Raw genomic sequence first — 21,429 nt, 5'->3', positions numbered from 1 at the left:
TTTGGTCTCTCTTCATCATTATCAATTTTTATTCCTCAAGCTTCAGGTCATCCACAATATCAACCGGAAGATCCTTAAGTGATGCATAGATGCTTCCACAGATTACCAATGCAGATGCGGCAAGCCCGACTCCAAACGCCCACCAGGCAATGGTCGGTTTTATATATAAAAGCATGCTGAGATATTCATAGATATATATTGTAAATATCGTACCGAATAAAAATCCAAGAATATTCGATAAGGCAGTTGCCATCACTCCCTCTAACATGACCGTATGGATCAACCTCTTTCTGGACATTCCAAGTACCCGGAGCTGCGCCAGTTCTTTTCGCCTCATATGCAGATTTCCTGCTGTGGTATTAATGATATTCACTGAACTTAATATAAATACAAAGGCAGCAAACGCCAACGCATACCGCATTACATTTCTGGCATAGGCATATCCATACAAAACATCCGTAAGATCGGACGATAGCATGTCAAAATAGGATATCGGAACACTGTCAAGATCGATCGCATACTTTACTCCCGTCATATCCTGTTCATCAAATCCGGTCAGATCGAAATAAGAATCTCTTTTCATATAGATATCAGCCCATTCCGGAATTATCTGATCTCCAAAATCCAGAACACCCTGAACCGTATAAGTCCGATAATATCCTTCCGCAATGAGTTCCTGCCGGATGCGTTCAGCGATCACATACTGTTCCAGTCCGGTCGATCTTCCCTCTTTTGTTGCCCGTTCTTCCGAAACATATTCACCATCTGCATCTTTCTCAGAACTGACCAAAACACTTTCCGCCATCATTTTTTCATAAGCGTCCTGATATCGTTTTTTATATTCCCTGTAATCGACCAGTTGGATCGTATCTCCTACCTGAAGATCATATGTATCAAAATGTTTTCCCAGATCATACAATGTCAGCTTTTCATCACCCGTCCAGGAATAATCCATTACACTTCCTCCACCGATAACCAGGATACCATCGTCATCCAGATCTGCTGTTCCACTCTTTATAAACTCTGACAGATAATCCAGATCGTTCTGATCACAGCCGTCAATGCTTATAGATGAACTATTCAGATTGAAAATTGCTTTTTTATACTCTACATCAGTTCCATCACGATATTCCTCTGTATCCCTTTCCCTCCATTTCTGCATTGTAATCTCAATATTGGTTCCATTACTTGTCTCTTCTATATAGTCCTGATTCAGTTTGCCATAATAGGTTTCCGGATCTACCAGATTCCCTGTGGCACTATATATCAGTTTGGCTTCTGTTACATAGTAATGCAAAGCTTTTTCTTTGATTGCTTCGGCAGAGAACAAATAATCACTCTGTATCGATTCCACATCACCAAATATACTAACAGGACATCTTTCTTCTTCGAGATACCTGCCATACATATCATCAACATTCTTTTTCGTATCATGAACCATACCCCAGGTACTTAAGCATATAATGATCGCCGTTATGCTGAGCATCATAGCAGTTACCGTCTTTGCAAACCGCCCGCTGTTCCGCAATACGCTTTTCCTTGCATAGGCTCCTTCCATACCGAACAGCCATCCCATCAGACCATTGCCACGGACCTTGATCTTCTCCTTTTTGATCCGGTACTCTCCACGGACTGCACTGACCGGCGACATCTTCGTTACAATCTTTGAACACTCCTGCATTACAAAATACAGATCCCCGAGATATGCGATCAGGATCGGAATAACCGGTCCGATATGGAATCCAACATCTACATTCTTTAAAAAGCCAAGGATCACACTGACGAATGTTCCGAGCAGTACACCGGCTGCAATGCCTGTCAGTTCCATGCCCGCTCCCATCCTGTATATGATCCGGTTCAACTGTCCTTTGGTTGCTCCGATGCACCGCAGGATTCCATAATCCTTTACCTGCTCTAACGTGAACATCTGCACCGTATTTCTGATCATTCCGACAGCAAAGATTGCAAAGATATAAGCAACCAACAGAACAAGGATCAATACAACACCAAGCAGACCATCTGAATCCTGAAGATATAACACAGCCAATTCATTATTCAGCCTTGCATCCACTCCGTAATCCGCTTTCATGGCCTCCATGACCGACTCCATCCGATAAGGATGTCTGATATTCGCATATAAAGCATTTTTATAATTTACTTCTACAAATCTTTCTTCATCGCTGACATATTCTTCACCGGAATACGCCCCGCTATATGCCTGAAGTACACGGTCATCTGCTGCGATCTGCGCTAATCTGTCTGTATCTTCTGACAAAAAAACAATCTCATAATCTGCTTCTTTCCTCACTTCCTGCCGTGTCTGAAGCACATACGAATATCCAAAATTCAATGCTGTATATAGCACCGCCACTGTGATCATCACCCCAACGATCGTAACGATACATCGCCTTTTACCTGCTTTTAGATAATAAAGTGCAAGTTTTTTATAATCTGTCATTCATTACCTCCCCGTGATATATATAAAAAAAAGATAGATACCTCTTCGTTGTATCTATCTTCTCACTTCTATCTTACATTCCCGTGAATATCTGTGTATTCTTTTCTTACAATATTGTAAGAAAGAGATAATTTCCTACATCAATTCCCATCACCATAGTATTTTCTGTTATTGCTTCACATTAATTTCTTTAGAATTCTTTTTAGAATCAGCTTAATCTACATGTACAAATGTAATGATAAACCAGGTATATGCTCCTTCTTCACTCCGCACCGTGATCTTGCCGCCCATTCCTTCTACGATAGATTTTGTAAGGGATAAGCCGATTCCGACACTGTTCGGATTCACATCATGGTGTACACGGTAGAATCGTTTAAATATATTTCCGAGATCCTTCTCTGCGATTCCCATTCCATGATCCTTGACATAGATCCTGGTAAAGACCGGATTGTGTTCTACCTCAACCGTGATCTCTGTCTTCTCCGGTGAGTAGTCTGATGCATTCTTCAAAAGATTGATGATCGCCTCTACGAGCCAGTCTCCGTCACAGACCAGCTTCCTGCCATCCTCACAGATTACATGAACCTCCTGTTCCCTGCTCTCCGTCAGATAGGTTACGCTGTCTCTTGCCTGTAATAATAACAGCTTCAGATCACATTCTTTTCGGTCAAACTGGATTGCTCCCGCCTCGATCCGGGCAAGCTTTAAAAGAGATAATACCATCCATTCCATTCTGGTAAGCTGATTTTTTGATTCGTTAAGCACCCGCATCCGTTTTTCTTCATCTGTAAAGGAATCATCTAACAGCAGATCGATGAATACATTTAAGGATGCCAGCGGTGTCTTAAGCTGATGAGAGATATCTGACATGATATCACGTAAGAATACTTTCTCTGACATTTCCCGCTCTTTGCTTTCTTTTAAAAATGTCACCATCTTATAAAAGTTCGTATATAAGATTCCGATCGTGCCCTGCATGTATTCTTCCTCCGGCAGCTCATCTTCTCCCTGAAGCACACGAAGCATCTCATCCGACACATGCTCAATCTCCCGATAAGTATGGTCGATCTCCCGATAACTGATGAAAAACAGAATTACAAGCCCAACCGCTAACATCAGCAAAATAACTGCAATTCTCTTTTCATCGCCACTGAACAGGAACCGTATACCGATTCCAACCACTGCCAGCAATATTACAGCCAGGATCGCAAATCGTTGTATGAACCGTTTTCTCTCAAAATCACTTTTCAAGACTTTAGTTTCCTCTTTTAAACATCTCTTCCCACATTTACAAGAACCATAGCTGACATCTTCGGCACCTTCATATAAAGCATATTATGCTCTACTTTGTAGTCACAGGTTTCCAGACTGTAGCCTTCTTCATTTGTAAGCATCACTCTACGCATAATCTCATGATTCTTGACCCCAATCCGTCTGACATGCAGCTTCACATCGATGTCTTCATAATTTGTATTCAGGATCACAACCAGTTGCTCCGTATCTGTGAACCGTCCATATGCGATAATCTTATGTGCTCCATGCAAGAACATAACCGAGCCACGGATCAGAGCCTCATAGTTCTTATGGATACAGATCATGTCTTTATGGAACCGGATCAGTTCCATATCTTCTCTGCCCCACGGATACGTTCTACGGTTATCCGGGTCAGTCCAGCCACAAAGTCCTGCTTCATCTCCATAGTAGATCGTCGGAGCTCCCGGCCAGGTCATCTGGAATACAACGCCCTGACGGAATATACTCTTATCGATACCCTCATTTGCCGCCTGCGGCCCCATCGTATGCGTACGTCCGACTCTCCGGTTTGTACGGGTTAAGAATCTGGAATGATCGTGGTTTGATAATTCATTCATTGCAATCTCAAGGGATGGACGCTGGAATCTCGCCATATGATAATTCATGGCTCCCATAAATGTATCCGGATTACCCAACAGATCACCACGGAACTCATCACTGTGTTTCTCAACACCAGTCAGAAACCAGGTAATCGGCTCCATAAATGCATCATAGTTCATAACGGTATCCCACTGATCGCCCTTTAACCAAGGCTTTGGATCTCCATAATGCTCTGCCAGTACAATTGCATTTGGATTTGCCTCTTTGACTGCGTTACGGAACATTCTCCAGAACTTGTGATTATATTCCTCCGAATGTCCGAGATCTGCTGCAACATCCAGTCGCCAGCCATCCACGTTATATGGAGGGGACACCCATTTCTTTGCTATATTCAAAATATATTCCACCAGTTTTGGGGAATCTTCATAGTTCAGCTTTGGAAGTGTATCATGCCCCCACCAACCATCGTAGGTGGTATTATACGGCCATACCTCTTCGTTATAAAACTTAAAGAATGACTTATACGGACTGCTCCAGGATACATATGCTCCCTTCTCGTAGCCTTCCTGATTCTCATAGATACACTCACGATCCATCCATTTGTTGAAGGAACCGCAATGGTTAAATACACCATCTAAGATAACACGCATACCACGGCTGTGAATCTCCTCCACCAGTTCTGCAAAAAACTGATTGCTGGCTTCCAGATTCCGTTTGTCGGTTACACGGCTGATATATTTTGTTGCTCTTTTATTCTCTTTTACGCCATCCGGCAGGCATTCGCCCTCGTCCACAACAATCTTTCCGAAATGCGGATCAATATAATCATAATCCTGAATATCGTATTTGTGGTTGGATGGTGATACAAATAACGGATTAAAATAGATAACATCTACGCCCAGATCCTGCAGATAATCTAACTTATCCTTAACACCCTGAAGATCTCCGCCATAGAAACGTCCGACATCCATATTTGCCGGATATTCATACCAGTCCTTCACCTGTCTGGTAGGACTGTCGATGTAGCAGTATTCGTTGTCTAGTACATCGTTCGATGGATCTCCATTACAGAAACGATCCACATAGATCTGATAAAAGACAGCTCCCTTTGCCCAATCCGGTACATCAAAGCCCGGACAGATTTCAAAGTTATAGTCCGGATTCACATTCTTCTGTACACCGATCCTATTATAATAACAGGTCACACAGCCCGAATGGACCTCAAAATAATAGGATATATATTTCTCTCCGGCGGGGATCACCGCCGTATAGTAATCAAATAAATCATCGGATTCTTCAACAGACATGACGAGTTGCTCGCCATTGTAGATCAAATAAACTTCATCGGCATTATCTGCACATGTTCGAAATCTAACCTTCACCTGGTCATTGATTCCAGGCTCCTGCGGTATTCTGTAGTATTCAGAACCATCGGAAAACAATCCCCCTACATTGATAACCGGCTTCAGATCATATATATAATCATGAATTCTTTCTGCGTTCGTGTATTTGTCGGACATTCAAAACTCTCCCTTTCGTTTATGCCTTTTCATTCTAATACTTTTTTAATAAATAGACAACCTTTTTATGCTGACAACCAATGGCAAAAACTAAGCCCCACAGCATCCTCCGCCGCTCCCCGGGGGCCTGCCCCTGTTATAAATACCTTGCTACGTTTTCTATTCACTGCACATGTCTGATTCGTAAATACTCCTGTGCTAACTCGCCTTCGGCTGAGCGGAGCACTTAGTGAAGACGAGCGTTAAAGCGAAGTCTGAGGTTAGTGCGTGCCATGTAAGTACACTTAGCGAAAACAAGCGCTAGCGTAGTTTGAGGTTAGTGTAGCTTACTCTGATTCAACAATAACGAAAGCCTCGCAATGGTATTTATAACAGGGGCAGGCCCCCGGGGAGCGGTGGAGGATGCTGTGGGGCTTTTTATACGGACTATTGCCATGAAAATTGTCTAGGCAAAAGATAAGACATATAGGTCTGGCGCTGCCTGTCTATCTGTATTATAATATAATGTTTTTGAGGATTTCATCGTTTACTGCACATTGTCAGTAAATGCGGGTGCTTGTCTGAGCCCGAAGGGCGAGTTGCACAGGAGCATTTACGAATCAGACATGTGCAGTGAACAGAAACCGCAGAAAGTTATTTATAATGCAGATAGACAGGCAGTCCCAGACCGTCAGGATGAATGAGTAGTGCCCGCCATAAAAATAAAAGAGACAGTCAACGCACGACTGCCTCTTTTGGAGAAGGTATTTTGTTACTTATGGGGTGTAGCCAAAACTATATAATGTATTGGGGGGTTACAAGTATTATTATATACAAATGCTTCTAAAAGTCTGCCCAAACATTTTTTTATTTTAAAAATTTTATTGTGCAAAACAGAGAGCGGCGTTTTTTGAAATTATTCAAAAAACGCCGTTTTTGTGCAACATGTATAAATTTTTATTGGTTTTCAATCAATTTGTTCGTGTTACTATTGTCTATATTGTTGAAGGCTCTGCGTTTGCAGTAGAGTTTGCATTTGGAACATCATCAAACAATGCTTCAAACTCAGCCCGGTCGATTCTCTCTTTCTCAAGGAGAAGCGCTGCACATTTATGAAGGATGTCTTCATGTGCTTCAAGGATTGCTCTGGCATCTGCGTAACATTCATCGATGATGCGCTTAACTTCCTTATCGATCGCTCCGGCAACCTTCTCACTGTAATTCTTCGCGTGACCAAGATCACGTCCAAGGAACACTTCTTCCTGATCATCGCTTTCATAATTGATCAGTCCAAGCTTCTCAGACATACCATACTTGGTAACCATTGCTCTGGCATACTGGCTTGCCTGTTTGATATCCTGCGAAGCACCTGTTGTGATATCCTCAAGGATCAGTTCTTCCGCGATACGTCCACCAAGGCTTACCTTGATATCCTCTAACATCTTTGCCTTTGTCATGAATACGTTGTCATTTTCAGGAAGCGGCATCGTATATCCACCTGCACCGGTTCCGGTCGGGATGATAGATACGGTATAAACCGGTCCCACATGAGGAAGCAGATGAAACAGGATCGCATGACCGGATTCATGATAAGCGGTGATTCTGCGCTCACTCTCCGGTACCAGACGACTCTTCTTCTCTCCACCGATCCCTACTTTGATAAATGATTTATCTACATCTTCTTTTACAATATAAGCACGGTTATCCTTCGCTGCACAAATCGCAGCTTCGTTCATCAGGTTCTCCAGATCAGCACCTGCAAAACCTGCCGTTGTTCTTGCAATATCATTCAGATTTACATCTTCTGCAAGTGGCTTATTCTTTGTATGAACCTTCAGGATCTCTTCTCTGCCCTTGACATCCGGACGATTTACGAATACCTTACGGTCAAAACGACCCGGTCTTAAGATCGCATGGTCAAGAATATCCACACGGTTGGTTGCTGCAAGAACGATAATTCCTTCATTTACACCAAAACCATCCATCTCAACAAGTAACTGGTTCAAGGTCTGCTCTCTCTCATCATGTCCACCGCCAAGTCCGGTACCACGCTGTCTTGCAACAGCATCGATCTCATCGATGAAAATAATACATGGAGCATTCTTCTTTGCTTCGTCAAACAGATCTCTTACACGAGAAGCACCGACACCGACAAACATTTCCACGAAATCAGATCCCGAAATGCTGAAGAACGGTACCCCGGCTTCACCTGCAACCGCCTTTGCCATCAATGTCTTACCGGTTCCCGGAGGTCCTACTAACAGAACACCCTTAGGGATTCTAGCTCCAACCTTTACGAATCTTCCCGGATTCTTAAGGAAGCTGACGATCTCTTCCAGATCTTCTTTCTCCTCATCCAGCCCTGCTACATCTTTAAATGTAACCGTCTTTCCGATATCTTCATTCTTCTTGGCACGACTCTTTCCGAAGTTCATCATCTGTCCGCCGGATCCACCACCCTGGATTCGTCCGATCATGAATGTCATGATAATGACCATAATGATCATAATGATCAGATATGGGATCCACATGCCAAGCATGCTTTCCTTCTGCACATCATACAGATTATACTTTGCCAGTTTTACCTGATCCTCTGCAGAAGCTGTCGCATTCTTCTTATCAACTGCTGCTTCATAGTCATTATAGATCTTAATAATCTCATTAACATCTGCCGCATAGAATGTAAGCTGTTTTCCGGAAACAAACTCCACATCTACGGTTGCTGTCGGCACATTTGTATTCTGTGTAATATCTACCGTTGCGATGTTTCCCGCGTTCAGATCTGCCGAAAATTCCGTATAGCTGTAATTGGTCGCAACATTACTGCTGCCACCCAGCCATTTGTTGATCAGCAGGAATCCGACAATAAGGATGATCGCATAGATCACAACAGCACTTCTTGCTCTCTTCTTATTCATTGTCTACTCCTTCATCTTGGTCTGTCTTTTTATATAAACAGTCTGATATTTACTGTTCAATCACTCCGATATATGGAAGGTTCCTATACTTCTGTGCACAATCAAGTCCATATCCTACTACAAAACGATCCGGGATCGTAAATCCTGTCATATATAATTCAACCGGAATCACACGTCTCTCCGGCTTATCAAGCAGAGTTATTACCTGCATGCTCGCCGGCTTTCTGTTATTTAATAATTTGATCAGATACGACAGCGTTCTTCCTGAATCGAGAATATCTTCAACTACGATCACATCTTTTCCTTCTATTGATTCGTCCAGATCCTTATTCAACTTCACAATTCCTGATGATTTCGTATCATCTCCATAACTGCTGACTGACATAAAATCCATGGTTACAGGAACCGTGATCTTCTTCGCCAGCTCACACATGAAGAATACACTTCCTTTTAATATTCCGATCAGATGAACGGTCTTTCCTGCATATGCTTTATCAATAGCTGCTGCCATCTCTGAGATTCTGTTATCTACTTCAGTTTCAGATATCATGACTTTGATCTGCTCTTTCATCTTCATTTTCTCCTTCTGGTATATATTCTAAACATATCACTCTTTTTGTATCAGGCCGTACCTTGTACTTCTCACTCAACCGGACGCCCACTGCCCAGATGATGTCATGTCCGGAAGCTACAAGCGGTATCTGCAAACGCTCTGCCACCGGTATCTTGCAAGATGAAAATAACCGGTTTATCTTCTTCGTTGAGCCGTCTGATGCGATCACCATATAGTCATTTTCCATATATTTCCTGATAGTAATGCCATTCTGTATTCTATCATAATCTGCAAACTTCGTATACTCTTTTTTTGTTAAATCTAAATGAACAGATTTCTCAAATATTTCAATCTTCATCCTTCCCATTCCGGGCAGGATATATTCACCTGCACCTTTTATAACTATCTCCTGCCAGTCGACATCGCGTGCGCCCTCTGCTGTCTTCTCAAAACACAGGTATCCATAATTCTGATATACCATTCCATCATGCGGAAGCATGATCCGACTTCCCGCAGCTGCCTGATACAGCTTCTTCACTTCTCTTACATGGTTCTGACCGACATCCTTTCTTCCGCCGCTGACTCTGCCAATCAATTCTAAGATCACAAGATCCTCGATCAGTTCATCCTGTTCCCGCAGCTTCCTGATTTCCAATACATATGCATCTGTTTTTCCGGTCTGTTTCCGTATCTCCATATGTTCATCCAGAAAATATCCTACCTGCTTCGTCACATAGGTATCATACATAGCCGCATAGGCTGCTGCCTGACTGATATGTGCCGCTGCTTGTGTGTTTATCTCATTAAGTGCCGGAATCACCTGATTACGGATCTTATTTCTGGCATAATCATTTTCCAGATTTGTGGAATCCGTACAATACTGTATCTCCTGCTGTTCCAGATAAGCCTCAATCTCCTGTCTGGTACATGAAAGTAACGGACGCACGATCCGGTCTCGCTTTACCGGTATTCCGGCCATTCCGGCGATCCCCGTTCCCCTTACCATGTTGAGCAGTACCGTCTCTGCTACATCATTTTTGTTATGAGCAACTGCCACCTTATAATCAGTGATGCCATACTTGTCCGCTGCCCGGGCAAATGCCTCATACCGGGCATTTCTTCCCGCTTCTTCCTCCGTCAGCTTCTGTTCCTTTGCAAGCTGCGGCACATCAATATGGTAACAGTCACATGGTATTCCAAGCTTCTTACAATACTCTGCCACATAAGATTCATCTGCATCTGCCTCTGTTCCGCGGATCATATGATTAACATGGACAGCATACAGCTTGAGCTCCATTTTCTCCCGAAGCCCTGCCAGAACCGTCAGCAGACAGATGGAATCCGCTCCGCCGGACACACCAACGATGCAGACATCTCCTGCTTTAAGCAAATTTTTTTCTTTTATAAATTGATAAATCTGTTCTTCTAATGTATTTTCTGTCATCTGTTTTCCACACCTGTCCGTCTTCTATGATTCGGATATTCGATCATCTATATTCATTACCTGTATCTTTGTATGCATATTGTATATACGTTTCTTTAAAATCCTGCATCCACCGATATATGCAGCTTCGTTATTTTACATCTGTCATATACATTTCTTCGTTATCTTAATACAAGCCTGCTATAAATTTCAAGTAACAACCCGGAAAGTTTATGCTATTTCCAATTTTGCCACGATCACCGTCACATCATCCTCCAATCTGCCTTCACAACGCAGAAGCACCTGTGAAATGATATACTCCAGCGTTTCCTTGCAGTCCTCCGTATCCAGTTTCTCCAGGATCTCACACATATCCTCTTCATCCCCAAATGCTCCATCGCTCACCATCACCAGTCGATCCTCCGGTTCCAGCTCCTGATGGATCACATCACATTCTGCCTCCGGCAGAACTCCGATCGGAAGTGAAGCCCCACAAAGAACCTCGATTCCCTCTGAATGTATAATATATGTCGGTGCTGCCCCCTGCTTATACTGTGTCAGCTCCCCGTTGTACAGGTCTACGATTCCCATATCAAAGGTTGTAAAACACCGTCCGCTGTTTTTTTCGGAAATGCAATTATTGGAAAATGCAATTCCATAAGAAGGGTCAAAGCCAGCATCCAGCAGTTCTTCCATCGTGTCAATCATCAACGTACTCTCGCAGGATGCAAGGCTCCCGCTTCCCATCCCATCCGAGATCATCATTACAAGTCTGCCATCCTCATGCTCCTTCACCGAAAAATTGTCTCCCGATACATTGGAACCATATTTCTTGATCCTTCTGACAAAATAACTGCAGCGATACCTCGCACATTCCTCAAATGTGATCACACGGTCATTTTCAGATATGATCGCTGAAGTATCCTCGGATGCCCGGATCGGCTTATCAAAAACCTCTGAAAGAATGTCTGCTGCATCCTTTGACAACATGATTTTCTGATTCTTTGTTCTGGCTGTTATATAATACTGTACATGATCCATTTCATTCTTCATCGAAGAAAGGTGCGTCATGATCACCCCCTGTTCCAGAAAGCGCGTCCGCAACTGCTCCTCCCGGTTAAACGGAACCGGTTCTGCCGTTTCCAGATTATCGGAAAATCTTCCGATCATATCTCCGATCTCACCCAGATCTACCTTGGCAGCCGCCGGGCCACATCCGGCAAGCGTATATTCGATCCGTTTAAATGCCCCGGATAATTCCCGTATTTTCTCTGCCGTTATCCGGTTGATTTCCGTTGCTGTCTGAAAATTATACTGCGACTGGATCCATCCATCCCTGACGGTAAGCATCCATTTTGGTGTCGCTGCAAATAACAGCACGGCACTGCCAGCACTTTTTATCCCCTCAGGTGTCAGAAAATACGGATCGTAAGTAAGTCCGATCAATACACATGCAAGCAGCACTGACACAATAGTGCCTGTTTTCTTCTTATCCGACAGTGCTCTGCCCGCAAGCACCAGGATCGCACAGATAAAAAAACTTCCGACAAATTCTGCTTGTCCGCTTTTGATCGCTGTGATCAGACCACATACACCCGTTACCGCCATTCCATATCCGGCCCCAAACCGATGCAACGTATACCAGGACAGATACAGACCGGTCATCAGCAGCCAGGTAACAACTCCGCCTATTTTATATGGCATTCCCCATATACATACTGTAACTACTATCAGTATTCCAAGCAATTCTTCATTATAATGATCCCGTTCCCTCTTATGCAGCAGGATAACCTCCAGACCTTTGCGGAATGCAGGAATCAATCCTGTCGAGATCACCGCCTCGCAGCCGGCAGCCGGCAGGGCATTCTGCACCGGTTCGACCATCAGACCACAGACCGTACTGATTCCAAAGACAAGTATGGCACATATGCCAGCCAGAATCCACCGGATATTGGTTCCATATGATTGTTTCACACCTTTTCGTTTTGTCTTTTTTCCACTTCTGTCTGTGTGTTCGGACAGGTTTCTCCGAACTCCCTCCGTCAGGTTCAGACCGACCAGAACACCGATCAGGATCAAACTATATTTTAACAGAAAATATGTAACCGGAAGCTGCTGTTCCCCCATTACATATGGTCCCATCTGAAAAAAGCTTCCTGCATTCCAACCGCCGATTCCATACATAACTGTTCCGCCAAATAGCATGGCTGCAAACAGCCCAAACGTACTTTGTCTGATGCTGTAAACTGCTGCCAGCATCGGAACCATAAACGGATGCATTCCAACAACCGCAGAATGGCCACACAGAAAGCCCAGCAGATACAACAAAACCCGATTCACCTTTTTTTCTTTCATATATATGTCCTCCCTTTTTGCCTTAAGTGTCAGACATTATACGGAGACTGAACGTAAAAAAAAAGCGAAAGCTGAAAACAGCTATCACTTTTCTTTGACTCTTTTTTATATTTCTTTCTTAATTCTGTGTTTATTCTTCAGGGCGAATCACTATTTCGTCAGGATATACCAGCCCAAGCTGATTTCTTGCAACATCCTCAACGTATTTCTTCGTCTTCATATAGTCTTCTTTTTCTTCCAGTTTCTTATGCTCGTTCTGTGCATCTTCAATCTGGGCAGTAATCTCTGCTGCCTGTACCTGCAGCTCTGCCTTCTTCTCCCTTAACTGAATCGACTTCACCAACACGACAACAACCAGTAAAAGAAGAGTGATCAGAATAATAGCGGTACTGATCTTCGATTGTTTTCTTCCGGTATTGCTTCTACCCATGGTCCATTTCCCCTGTTTCCTGCTTCTTTTCGAACAGACCTGTTCTGCTATAAAAACAGTTCTTTCAAAGTGTATTGACATAATTTTACCTTCTCGAACAAATTATGTCAACAAGCATTTTTGCCTTTAAAATCACTTTTCTCAACCCCATTTTTATCCCATACAATATGTAGTCCAGCAGTCTGGAAACAACCCAATTTATAGTAGCAAAATACACCCCGGCTCCCGAAAAAAATCCTAAAAAAATATACAGCCGAATCTCTCCGCTATTATAATAAAACATCACCAGAATAACCATTGCACATAATGCAAGCCAAAACGTCAGATCAAAAATACCGATCCAGACGTCATGCATCTTTATCGCTTTTTTCAAAGCATAAAAACAACTTATCAGAAAACCAATGATTACGCCGCATAGCACACATACGGCAAACGCGGTTGACTGTTGTTCCATCATTTCCGTCATTATTTAAACAACCTCTTAAGCGAAAATGTTCTGTCCTCTTTATCTGTCATATAACAAATACAGTCAACCTTTCCATTCATGTCAAGAACGCCCTTGTCAATATCCAGATTCGTCATATGCATATCTTTTCCGGTCAGCTTCATCTTTCCGGCCTTTGTGAGAAGATATACCAGATCCGGTTCAAACGAGATTACCTTTTCCACTCCGGTTATCTTTGCTTCCTTTCTGGCATCCATGATCAGTTTATGTCCATCGGAATTTCCTGTGCTCTGTACCTTCTCCATGTATTCCCCTTTTCCAAAAAGCCTTCAGAAGCTTTCTTAAGTCTGTTAGAACAGTATATGAAGCTTATACCTGCAGTAGAACCTGTTCTCAATCCCATATCTCAACAAACAATTCTTCCAGCTTGCCGATATTGATCAGTTTTGACTGATTTTTATTTTTTGTTCTTTACTATCTCTTAGCCATAAATTTATATTCATTCGTATTTGTAAGAGTATAATTCCCCACATTTGCCACATACTAATTCTAAAGCTAAAACCTAGCAAAAAAGGATGTATTTTTTATTACAAAAAACATTCTTACAAAATATGGGTATTGGAGGAAAAATAAGTATGAGACCCACAGGAATTGTCAGACGTATCGACGATCTGGGCAGGATCGTTGTTCCGAAAGAGATCCGGCGTGTGCTTCGGATCCGGGAAGGTGATCCCCTTGAGATCTTTACCGGAAAAGACGGCGAAGTTATCATAAAAAAATATTCCCCGCTCGGCGAGCTCGGAACCTTTGCACAGCAATATGTAGATTCCATTTCACAGATCCTCGGCTGTCCGGTATGCGTCACTGACCGCGATCAGATCATTGCAGTAGCCGGCATGCCAAAGAAAGAGTTGGTCGGCAAATCCATCCACAAGGATCTGGAGGATGTCATCAATGACCGGGAAGCTATAATTGCCCGCCGCGGTGATACAAAATATGTCAACATCACTTCCGATGACACTGACTATGCCGGACAGGTGATCCAGACGATCATCTGTGAAGGTGACGCGATCGGAGCGGTCATTGTATTGAGCAAAGATGACAAAATGCGTTTCGGGGAAACTGAACAGAAAACCGCGATCATTGCTGCTAATTTTCTCGGAAAACAGATGGAGAACTAATTCTATGTCATTTGCCTTGAGAAATGGCGAAAAATCAAGGTTTTTCAAGGCAAAATGGCGTTCTAACCTTGACAAATACTGGCATTTTAGGTATAAATATACATGTTGGGGCGTGACTTACGCCAGGAGTTATCCGGTTTAGCTCACCAGGATAATATATTATGAGTATTTTAGGAGGATTTTTTCGATGAACAAGACTGAATTAGTTGCTGCTATGGCAGAAAAGACAGAATTATCAAAGAAAGATGCTGAGAAGGCTTTAAAGGCTTTTACAGACGTTGTAGCTGAAGAATTAAAGAAGGGTGAGAAGGTTCAGTTAGTTGGTTTCGGTACATTCGAAGTTGCTGAAAGAGAAGCAAGAGAAGGTAGAAACCCAAGAACAGGCGAAACAATGACAATCGCTGCTTCTAAGTCTCCAAAATTCAAAGCTGGTAAGGCTTTAAAGGATTCACTTAACTAGTTTTTATAGAACGAATCAAGTACTTAAGGGATGCTGCATCGTATAAATCAGCATCCCTTTTGCTTTTCTATTTTCTGGAATAGTCCGTCTGTTTTCCGGAATAATCTGACCGCGGTCTTGCATGATATGATTATTTGCGGAATAACCCGACTGTCTTCTGGCAATACTCCTGGTAGATGCAAAAACAGCGTACTGCCGGTTGTTCCTGCATACCTGTTATATGTATCAATTCATTAAATAAGCAGGAGGCAATAACTATGGTCTTAAAAGAAAAGGAAAAACAGGCGATCAAGGATCTTCAGACACTGGAACAGGCCTGCATTGACAAATACGACAAATATGCAGCCCAGGCAAAGGATCCTGTGTTACAGGAATTATTTACCACGCTGAAGGGAAATGAACAGAAGCACTATGACAGTCTGGAGCAGGTTCTGACTGGAACCGTACCAAGCTGCAACTGCAATGACAGTGATGGCAGAGACTACGACCCAAAAGCTACCTACAGTCAGCTCGGACAGTCTCAGGATAAGAAGGATGATGCCTTTCTTGCAACAGACTGTATCACCAGCGAAAAGCTCGCATCCTCTGAATATAACAGTGATGTATTCATATTTGGTGACAGTGCGATCCGTAAGCTTCTAGCTGACATCCAGGTCGAAGAGCAGAATCACGCCGAAATGCTCTTCAAATACAAAACAGTAAATGGAATGGCATAAGCCTTCCAACAAAATACTCTTACGACTATATGGAACACTATCATTTAAAATACAAAAGGAGATATACAAATGAGATTAGACAAATATTTAAAGGTTTCACGACTGATCAAAAGAAGAACCATCGCAAATGAAGCCTGCGATGCCGGACGTGTTATGATAAACGACAAGGTTGCCAAGGCATCCACTGATGTGAAGGTCGGCGACGTTATCGAGATCGGCTTCGGCAACAAGACCGTCAAAGTCGAGGTAACGATGATTGCCGACTCCACTAAAAAAGAGGACGCCAAAGAAATGTTCCGCTATTTGTAATGTCTTTCATGACGATATAAAGTCTGCATACCCGGTTGCTATATAAACACATGACTCATTTCGTTTCTACTCGATACACTCGTCCATTTGTCAGCAGTCGCCCAAACTCACCCTTACGGGTTCAGACATGGGCTTGGTGCTGACAGCTAGAGTGTATCTCATCACGAAACTACATGAATGTCATTGTTTATTATATAGCAGCCAGATACGCAGACTTTATATCTGTATGCAAGACAAAAACAGGTGGACTATCTACAATAGCCTGACTATACATTGACATTAGCGAGAATTTCGTAATGAGATGCACAGTGCCAGTAAATACGGGTGCCTGTTTGAGTCCGAAGGACGAGTTGGCACAGGAGTATTTACGAATCAGGCATGTGCAGCGAATAGAAATTATGCGAGTCAATTATAGTCAGGCTGTTAGAGAGCGTCCACCTGTTTTGTCTGTTATAACTATTTAGTTTGAGGTCTTGATTTCAAGTTCCGGCATGGTAGAGGCAACCTTGGTGTTTGCAGGGATGGACTTCGTCACGAAAGTATTTCCCGCTACTACGGAATTTGCACCAATAATGGTCTCGCCACCAAGAATGGTTGTGTTCGCATAGATAACTACATTGTCCTCTATGGTTGGATGACGTTTGACACCGGACAACTGCTGGCCCTTTCTGGTCGACAGCGCACCAAGGGTAACCCCCTGATAGATTTTTACATTATTTCCAATATCGGTTGTTTCACCGATAACGATTCCGGTTCCATGGTCAATAAAGAAATATTCACCAATATTGGCACCCGGATTGATATCAATTCCTGTCTCACCATGTGCATATTCTGTCATGATCCTTGGAATAAACGGCACCTTCATCTGATAGAGCACATGTGCATATCGGTATACAAATATCGCAAATAACCCCGGATAGGAGAAGATGATCTCTTCACGGCTGTTTGCGGCCGGATCTCCGTTATATTCTGCTTCTACGTCTTTGCAAAGAAGTGCCTGAACCTCCGGTATACAACGGATAAAGCCCAGAGCTTTCTCCTGTGCTTCCTCTGTAATCTCCTGATAGCTCTTAGCATCATTTTTATAGCTCAATGCCACCTTGATCTGACGGAATAATTTATCATATATCAATGACAGCTTATGCCCTGCAAAATACTCCTTATTAGCATATGCCATATTCTCTCTCCCGAAGAAACCCGGAAATGTTACTTTCCGCAATTCATCCACAAAATCAATGATCTCATCCTTTTGCGGAAGTCGCTCTCCGAGTGACAGATCAAATAATTTCTGATCCGAATAATTCTTATTTAATGCCTCAGCCATTTCTGCAACGACTGCTTTTACATCATTTTCAAATTCCATTCCAGTCTTACTCCATTTCGTTTCCTAATATCAATATATGCAGCGTAATATCATATGTCCTATAAAACATCATCCATCTCTAACTGCATATAGCATTAGTATAACATCTCAATAGAAAATGTAAATAATAGTTTTTTCATTACACTTCAACAGAAAATACAAATACTGTTTTTTCGGTTTCTTGCTATTTTCTGTCATAATCATATCCTGGATGAACCCTGTTCTTACTCTTCAGTTTAGTTATGATCAGAGCAAGCGTCTGCATTTTAACCGGCTTCTCAACCTGACCGGACATACCTGTTATAGCTGCCATCCGCATAGCCTCTGGTGTTGCGTGATAAGTCATTGCCAGAATCGGTATCGTTTTTGCCTGCGGATGATCCATCAGCCGGATTCTTCTGGCTGCCTGATAGCCATCCATATCCGGCATATCAGCGTCCATCAATATATACTGGAACTTTTCATGCTTTGAACGTTTAAACATCTTCAATGCCTGCTCTCCGCTCTTTGCTATGGTACATTCCGCTCCTCTTTTGGTCAATGCCTCCTGCAAAAGCAGTCCTTCCATATCATTATCATCGACCAGCAGAAAACGTTCGCCTACGAATGCGACCCTTGGAAGTGCTTCACGGATCTGTCTTTCTTTTTCCCGTTCTTCCTCCGCCGCTCTTTCAGCCGCTTCCTCTTCGGTTTCTTCTTCCAAAGCCCCTTCCTGTGCTAACCGGTACTCCCGGACGGTTTCCTCCATCACTGCATTCATACGCCGCAACTGTACATTATTTTCCCGGTGCATATCAGCCGTCTGTCGCTCATATTCATACCAGGTCCTCATATGGATCGCTCCGACCGTACCTACTGCCAGCACTAACATGATACATGCAATGATCACAACCGTAACCATCCATGAACGTGACACCTTCTTCTGATAATCCGTCAATACACTCTGTACCACTGCACACGGCGCCTGAAATACGAGAAAGAACTCCGTTCCTTCTAATGGCTGGTAATAGAAATATTCTGCATTTTTTCCTTTATATAGGGTAACACAATTCTGTCTGCCTTCGCTGAAATCCTCTGTGATCTGTGCATATTGTTCCTCTCCGATCACCGACTCATCCAGATAGTGATCAAGGATATTATAATTGCGCACAATACCCTCGTTATTATCCAGATCCGCATATGTTACCATGCTGTCTGCATTTGTCACATAGAGTTTTGCCTGTCCCCCGTATGCGGAATCAATAAACAGATCATTTACCCTATTTGTATTATAAATAAACGCTATGACTTCATATTCATTTTCATTTACATAGAACGCTTCATATTTTTTTGCTACAACAAATATTTCTTCTCCGTTTCTCCAGGTACAATATTGGACAGACTGACCGCCAACATCAAACAGAGTGCCCTTTGTATCACCCAAATCCAATGTTCCTGTTTTGCCATCATCACAGATATATTTTCCGGTATGATCAACGAATACGATATCCCGTACAGAATCATTCTCCATAGCTATAAAATAATCTTCATAATCTGCCAGTACAACAGACCTCGTTTTGCCATCAAACAGATAGTTCTCAAGACGTTCTGTTTCTTCATACATTGAATTAATCTGCATTTGATAGGAATGTTCTACCTGTTCCATCATTGCTGCGATCGTATTCTTACTGGATATATCAACATATTGTTCAAATTTGGAAAATACATTCCCACCCCAGATAATAAGCGCTATCAGAATAGCACTAAATAGAAATAATAGAAATGCAACTTTTTTATCCCGTTGCGTTCTGACATATGTTATCTTACTCATACGTTTATAGTCTCACCTTCGAGACCGTCCCCCCTTTTTCTTTTTTCCGTTTTTCGAAAGACCTTATCTGATTTTCTTCCATCAAGATCTCTCTAGCATTGCAATTACTATAACCGATATTTCGACATTGTGCAACTATTTCTTTTTTCAGTTAGAATTCATTCGCTATATTTCGACATAAATAACAGGAAAAAGCACCCTGATATGCATTTCTGCATACCAGAGTGCCTGACCTTTACTTGTTGTTTTTATAGATTCTTTTTATTTACGATCTGCACGATCATTTTTCTTTTTTACAACAATCACTGTTACAACTCCTGCTGCACTGAGCATAAACAGGATTACAAGTGGCATAAGTGGAGCATCATCGCCGGTTTTTGGTGTATCCGGTGGAGTGGAAGGTTTGTCTTCCGTTGTCGTGATCTCCGTAGTGCCTTCTGTCTCAGTTGTATCTTCTGTTTCAGTTGTGACCTCTGTTGTATCTTCCGTTGTGGTTGTAACCTCTGTTGTATCTTCCGTCGTGGTTGTAATCTCTGTTGTATCTTCCGTCGTGGTTGTGATCTCTGTTGTATCTTCCGTCGTGGTTGTAATCTCTGTTGTATCTTCCGTTGTAGTTGTAACTTCTGTCGTATTCTCTGTTGTAGTTGTCTTATCATATGTATCGACAAATGCAACATTTACTGTTTCATCTACAACTACTGTTGCTTCTGCTGACTTACCATCCTTCTGAAGGCCTGTTCCTACTACGTATTTGATGCTGCTTGTTTCATATCCATCAATATCATACTGTATTTCTTCAATGGTATAAGTTACAGCCGGCTTATCCAGTTCTAATGTATATTTCTTTGTCGATACATCATACTGGAAATCAGTCAGTGCATATGTCTCGGAATTACCTGCTTCGTCTGTAATCTTGAACTTGATCACATTTTCAGCTTCTGCCTTATCGACATCACCAACAACGGTCTTTGTTAATACAAGTTTACCCTTTGTGCTGGTTCTTGTATTTGTAATTGTAATCTCACCTGTTGCAGGATCTGTTGTTATGCTGTCGGTATATTCCTTAGGTACATTTACTTCCTTGACCGTATACTGGATTAATCCGTTTGCATCATATTTCGGAAGATTATCCCAAGTCTTTGTCCAACCATTGCTTTCATCAAGCTGTACCGGAATTCCTGATATAGTTGTTCCGGCATAAAGCTGTACCGTTACAAATCCAGGTCTCTTATTGGCCTTGTTGTTATTATCGTTCCATTCTTTCTTAACAGTTACGGATGTAGTCAGGTATGTATATGTATTTGTTACGGTTGCATTGACAACTGTATCCTTTGTTACATTTACATCACCCTCACCACTAACTACCAGATCATAGTTCGTAATTGCTGTTCCGGTTTGCTCTTCGCTTACGTTATATGTGCCTACCGGGATGTCATTGATTGTTACGCTTCCGTTTGCCGGTACGCTGATTCCTGTCTTGGTTGCGCTTATGCTTCCATCTGCAAGAACATATTCACCACTTGCGTTTGTTACATAGATCGTGAATGTCTTGCTGGAATCAAAGGTATATCCTGCAACTGCCTTGGCTACCGTCAGGCTTCCCTTATCCTGGGTATAAGTGTTCGTTACAGTTGCGGTTGCTGTCGCATCCTTGG

General features: G+C 42.5%; 17 protein-coding genes. 4 read left to right on the top strand and 13 right to left on the bottom strand.

Features of this window, described 5'->3' with window-relative positions; genetic code table 11:
* Positions 1-28: 28 nt before the first annotated feature.
* The 10 genes from DXB77_RS00085 to DXB77_RS00040 all read right to left on the bottom strand — a co-directional run bounded on the left by DXB77_RS00085 (position 29) and on the right by DXB77_RS00040 (position 14,240).
* Positions 29-2,458 carry an ABC transporter permease gene (locus tag DXB77_RS00085; protein ID WP_118662379.1) on the bottom strand — a complete coding sequence of 810 codons (2,430 nt, stop codon included), beginning with the start codon at positions 2,456-2,458 and terminating at the stop codon, positions 29-31.
* 213 nt (positions 2,459-2,671) lie between these two features.
* Positions 2,672-3,709, bottom strand: a complete 1,038-nt coding sequence (locus tag DXB77_RS00080; protein WP_118662378.1) for a HAMP domain-containing sensor histidine kinase — start codon at positions 3,707-3,709, stop codon at positions 2,672-2,674.
* 17 nt (positions 3,710-3,726) lie between these two features.
* The gene (locus DXB77_RS00075) at positions 3,727-5,832 is read right to left on the bottom strand and encodes a glycoside hydrolase family 13 protein (protein WP_117808152.1); all 2,106 of its coding nucleotides are present in this window, start codon (positions 5,830-5,832) and stop codon (positions 3,727-3,729) included.
* Positions 5,833-6,806: 974 nt separating this feature from the next.
* Positions 6,807-8,729: an ATP-dependent zinc metalloprotease FtsH gene (gene ftsH / locus DXB77_RS00070; protein ID WP_118615366.1), complete on the bottom strand. Its 1,923-nt coding sequence runs from the start codon at positions 8,727-8,729 to the stop codon at positions 6,807-6,809.
* A gap of 49 nt (positions 8,730-8,778) precedes the next feature.
* A complete protein-coding gene (hpt, locus tag DXB77_RS00065) occupies positions 8,779-9,300 on the bottom strand; it encodes a hypoxanthine phosphoribosyltransferase (protein ID WP_117808150.1) in 522 nt (173 codons plus the stop codon).
* The gene (gene tilS / locus DXB77_RS00060; RefSeq protein ID WP_118662377.1) at positions 9,269-10,726 is read right to left on the bottom strand and encodes a tRNA lysidine(34) synthetase TilS; all 1,458 of its coding nucleotides are present in this window, start codon (positions 10,724-10,726) and stop codon (positions 9,269-9,271) included. The genes hpt and tilS overlap by 32 nt, the downstream gene beginning before the upstream one ends.
* 210 nt (positions 10,727-10,936) lie before the next feature.
* Entirely contained in the window at positions 10,937-13,060 is a 2,124-nt protein-coding gene (locus DXB77_RS00055; protein ID WP_118662376.1) for a SpoIIE family protein phosphatase, read from the bottom strand.
* Positions 13,061-13,190: 130 nt separating this feature from the next.
* On the bottom strand, positions 13,191-13,490 hold the full coding sequence (locus DXB77_RS00050; RefSeq protein ID WP_117808147.1) for a septum formation initiator family protein: 300 nt from the start codon (positions 13,488-13,490) through the stop codon (positions 13,191-13,193).
* Between the two features lie 85 nt (positions 13,491-13,575).
* The gene (yabQ, locus tag DXB77_RS00045) at positions 13,576-13,956 is read right to left on the bottom strand and encodes a spore cortex biosynthesis protein YabQ (protein ID WP_117822302.1); all 381 of its coding nucleotides are present in this window, start codon (positions 13,954-13,956) and stop codon (positions 13,576-13,578) included.
* Complete coding sequence (locus DXB77_RS00040) at positions 13,956-14,240, bottom strand: YabP/YqfC family sporulation protein (protein WP_117785865.1); 285 nt, start codon at positions 14,238-14,240, stop codon at positions 13,956-13,958. The genes yabQ and DXB77_RS00040 overlap by 1 nt, the downstream gene beginning before the upstream one ends.
* Before the next feature lie 330 nt (positions 14,241-14,570).
* Between DXB77_RS00040 and spoVT the strand changes: the two genes are divergently transcribed.
* From spoVT to DXB77_RS00020, 4 genes are all read left to right on the top strand, one after another.
* Positions 14,571-15,116 (top strand): stage V sporulation protein T, encoded by a 546-nt coding sequence (gene spoVT, locus DXB77_RS00035; protein ID WP_117822303.1) that lies wholly within the window; start codon positions 14,571-14,573, stop codon positions 15,114-15,116.
* 187 nt (positions 15,117-15,303) lie between these two features.
* Positions 15,304-15,576 (top strand): HU family DNA-binding protein, encoded by a 273-nt coding sequence (locus DXB77_RS00030; protein WP_008402552.1) that lies wholly within the window; start codon positions 15,304-15,306, stop codon positions 15,574-15,576.
* A gap of 257 nt (positions 15,577-15,833) precedes the next feature.
* Entirely contained in the window at positions 15,834-16,292 is a 459-nt protein-coding gene (locus DXB77_RS00025) for a ferritin-like domain-containing protein (RefSeq protein ID WP_117808143.1), read from the top strand.
* 69 nt (positions 16,293-16,361) lie between these two features.
* The gene (locus DXB77_RS00020) at positions 16,362-16,601 is read left to right on the top strand and encodes an RNA-binding S4 domain-containing protein (protein ID WP_008402549.1); all 240 of its coding nucleotides are present in this window, start codon (positions 16,362-16,364) and stop codon (positions 16,599-16,601) included.
* 460 nt (positions 16,602-17,061) lie between these two features.
* On the opposite strand, the gene epsC is transcribed toward DXB77_RS00020, so the two are convergent.
* The 3 genes from epsC to DXB77_RS00005 form a co-directional block, all read right to left on the bottom strand.
* The gene (gene epsC, locus DXB77_RS00015) at positions 17,062-17,964 is read right to left on the bottom strand and encodes a serine O-acetyltransferase EpsC (RefSeq protein ID WP_021943530.1); all 903 of its coding nucleotides are present in this window, start codon (positions 17,962-17,964) and stop codon (positions 17,062-17,064) included.
* Between the two features lie 184 nt (positions 17,965-18,148).
* On the bottom strand, positions 18,149-19,774 hold the full coding sequence (locus DXB77_RS00010) for a response regulator (RefSeq protein ID WP_117822305.1): 1,626 nt from the start codon (positions 19,772-19,774) through the stop codon (positions 18,149-18,151).
* A gap of 261 nt (positions 19,775-20,035) precedes the next feature.
* A partial coding sequence (locus DXB77_RS00005) for a Cna B-type domain-containing protein (RefSeq protein ID WP_118662375.1) occupies positions 20,036-21,429 on the bottom strand: 1,394 nt, incomplete at its 5' end.

Source organism: Clostridium sp. OM05-9 (genome assembly GCF_003481465.1).
GTDB classification, from domain to species: Bacteria; Bacillota; Clostridia; order Lachnospirales; family Lachnospiraceae; genus Coprococcus; species Coprococcus ammoniilyticus.
This window is presented reverse-complemented; position numbering and strand designations above follow the sequence as displayed.

Coding starts and splice junctions, on each gene's coding strand:
- DXB77_RS00085 (WP_118662379.1), bottom strand. CDS start 2,458: ATGACAGATTATAAAAAACTTGCACTTTATTATCTAAAAGCAGGTAAA.
- DXB77_RS00075 (WP_117808152.1), bottom strand. CDS start 5,832: ATGTCCGACAAATACACGAACGCAGAAAGAATTCATGATTATATATAT.
- ftsH (WP_118615366.1), bottom strand. CDS start 8,729: ATGAATAAGAAGAGAGCAAGAAGTGCTGTTGTGATCTATGCGATCATC.
- hpt (WP_117808150.1), bottom strand. CDS start 9,300: ATGAAAGAGCAGATCAAAGTCATGATATCTGAAACTGAAGTAGATAAC.
- tilS (WP_118662377.1), bottom strand. CDS start 10,726: ATGACAGAAAATACATTAGAAGAACAGATTTATCAATTTATAAAAGAA.
- DXB77_RS00055 (WP_118662376.1), bottom strand. CDS start 13,060: ATGAAAGAAAAAAAGGTGAATCGGGTTTTGTTGTATCTGCTGGGCTTT.
- DXB77_RS00050 (WP_117808147.1), bottom strand. CDS start 13,490: ATGGGTAGAAGCAATACCGGAAGAAAACAATCGAAGATCAGTACCGCT.
- yabQ (WP_117822302.1), bottom strand. CDS start 13,956: ATGACGGAAATGATGGAACAACAGTCAACCGCGTTTGCCGTATGTGTG.
- DXB77_RS00040 (WP_117785865.1), bottom strand. CDS start 14,240: ATGGAGAAGGTACAGAGCACAGGAAATTCCGATGGACATAAACTGATC.
- spoVT (WP_117822303.1), top strand. CDS start 14,571: ATGAGACCCACAGGAATTGTCAGACGTATCGACGATCTGGGCAGGATC.
- DXB77_RS00030 (WP_008402552.1), top strand. CDS start 15,304: ATGAACAAGACTGAATTAGTTGCTGCTATGGCAGAAAAGACAGAATTA.
- DXB77_RS00025 (WP_117808143.1), top strand. CDS start 15,834: ATGGTCTTAAAAGAAAAGGAAAAACAGGCGATCAAGGATCTTCAGACA.
- DXB77_RS00020 (WP_008402549.1), top strand. CDS start 16,362: ATGAGATTAGACAAATATTTAAAGGTTTCACGACTGATCAAAAGAAGA.
- epsC (WP_021943530.1), bottom strand. CDS start 17,964: ATGGAATTTGAAAATGATGTAAAAGCAGTCGTTGCAGAAATGGCTGAG.
- DXB77_RS00010 (WP_117822305.1), bottom strand. CDS start 19,774: ATGAGTAAGATAACATATGTCAGAACGCAACGGGATAAAAAAGTTGCA.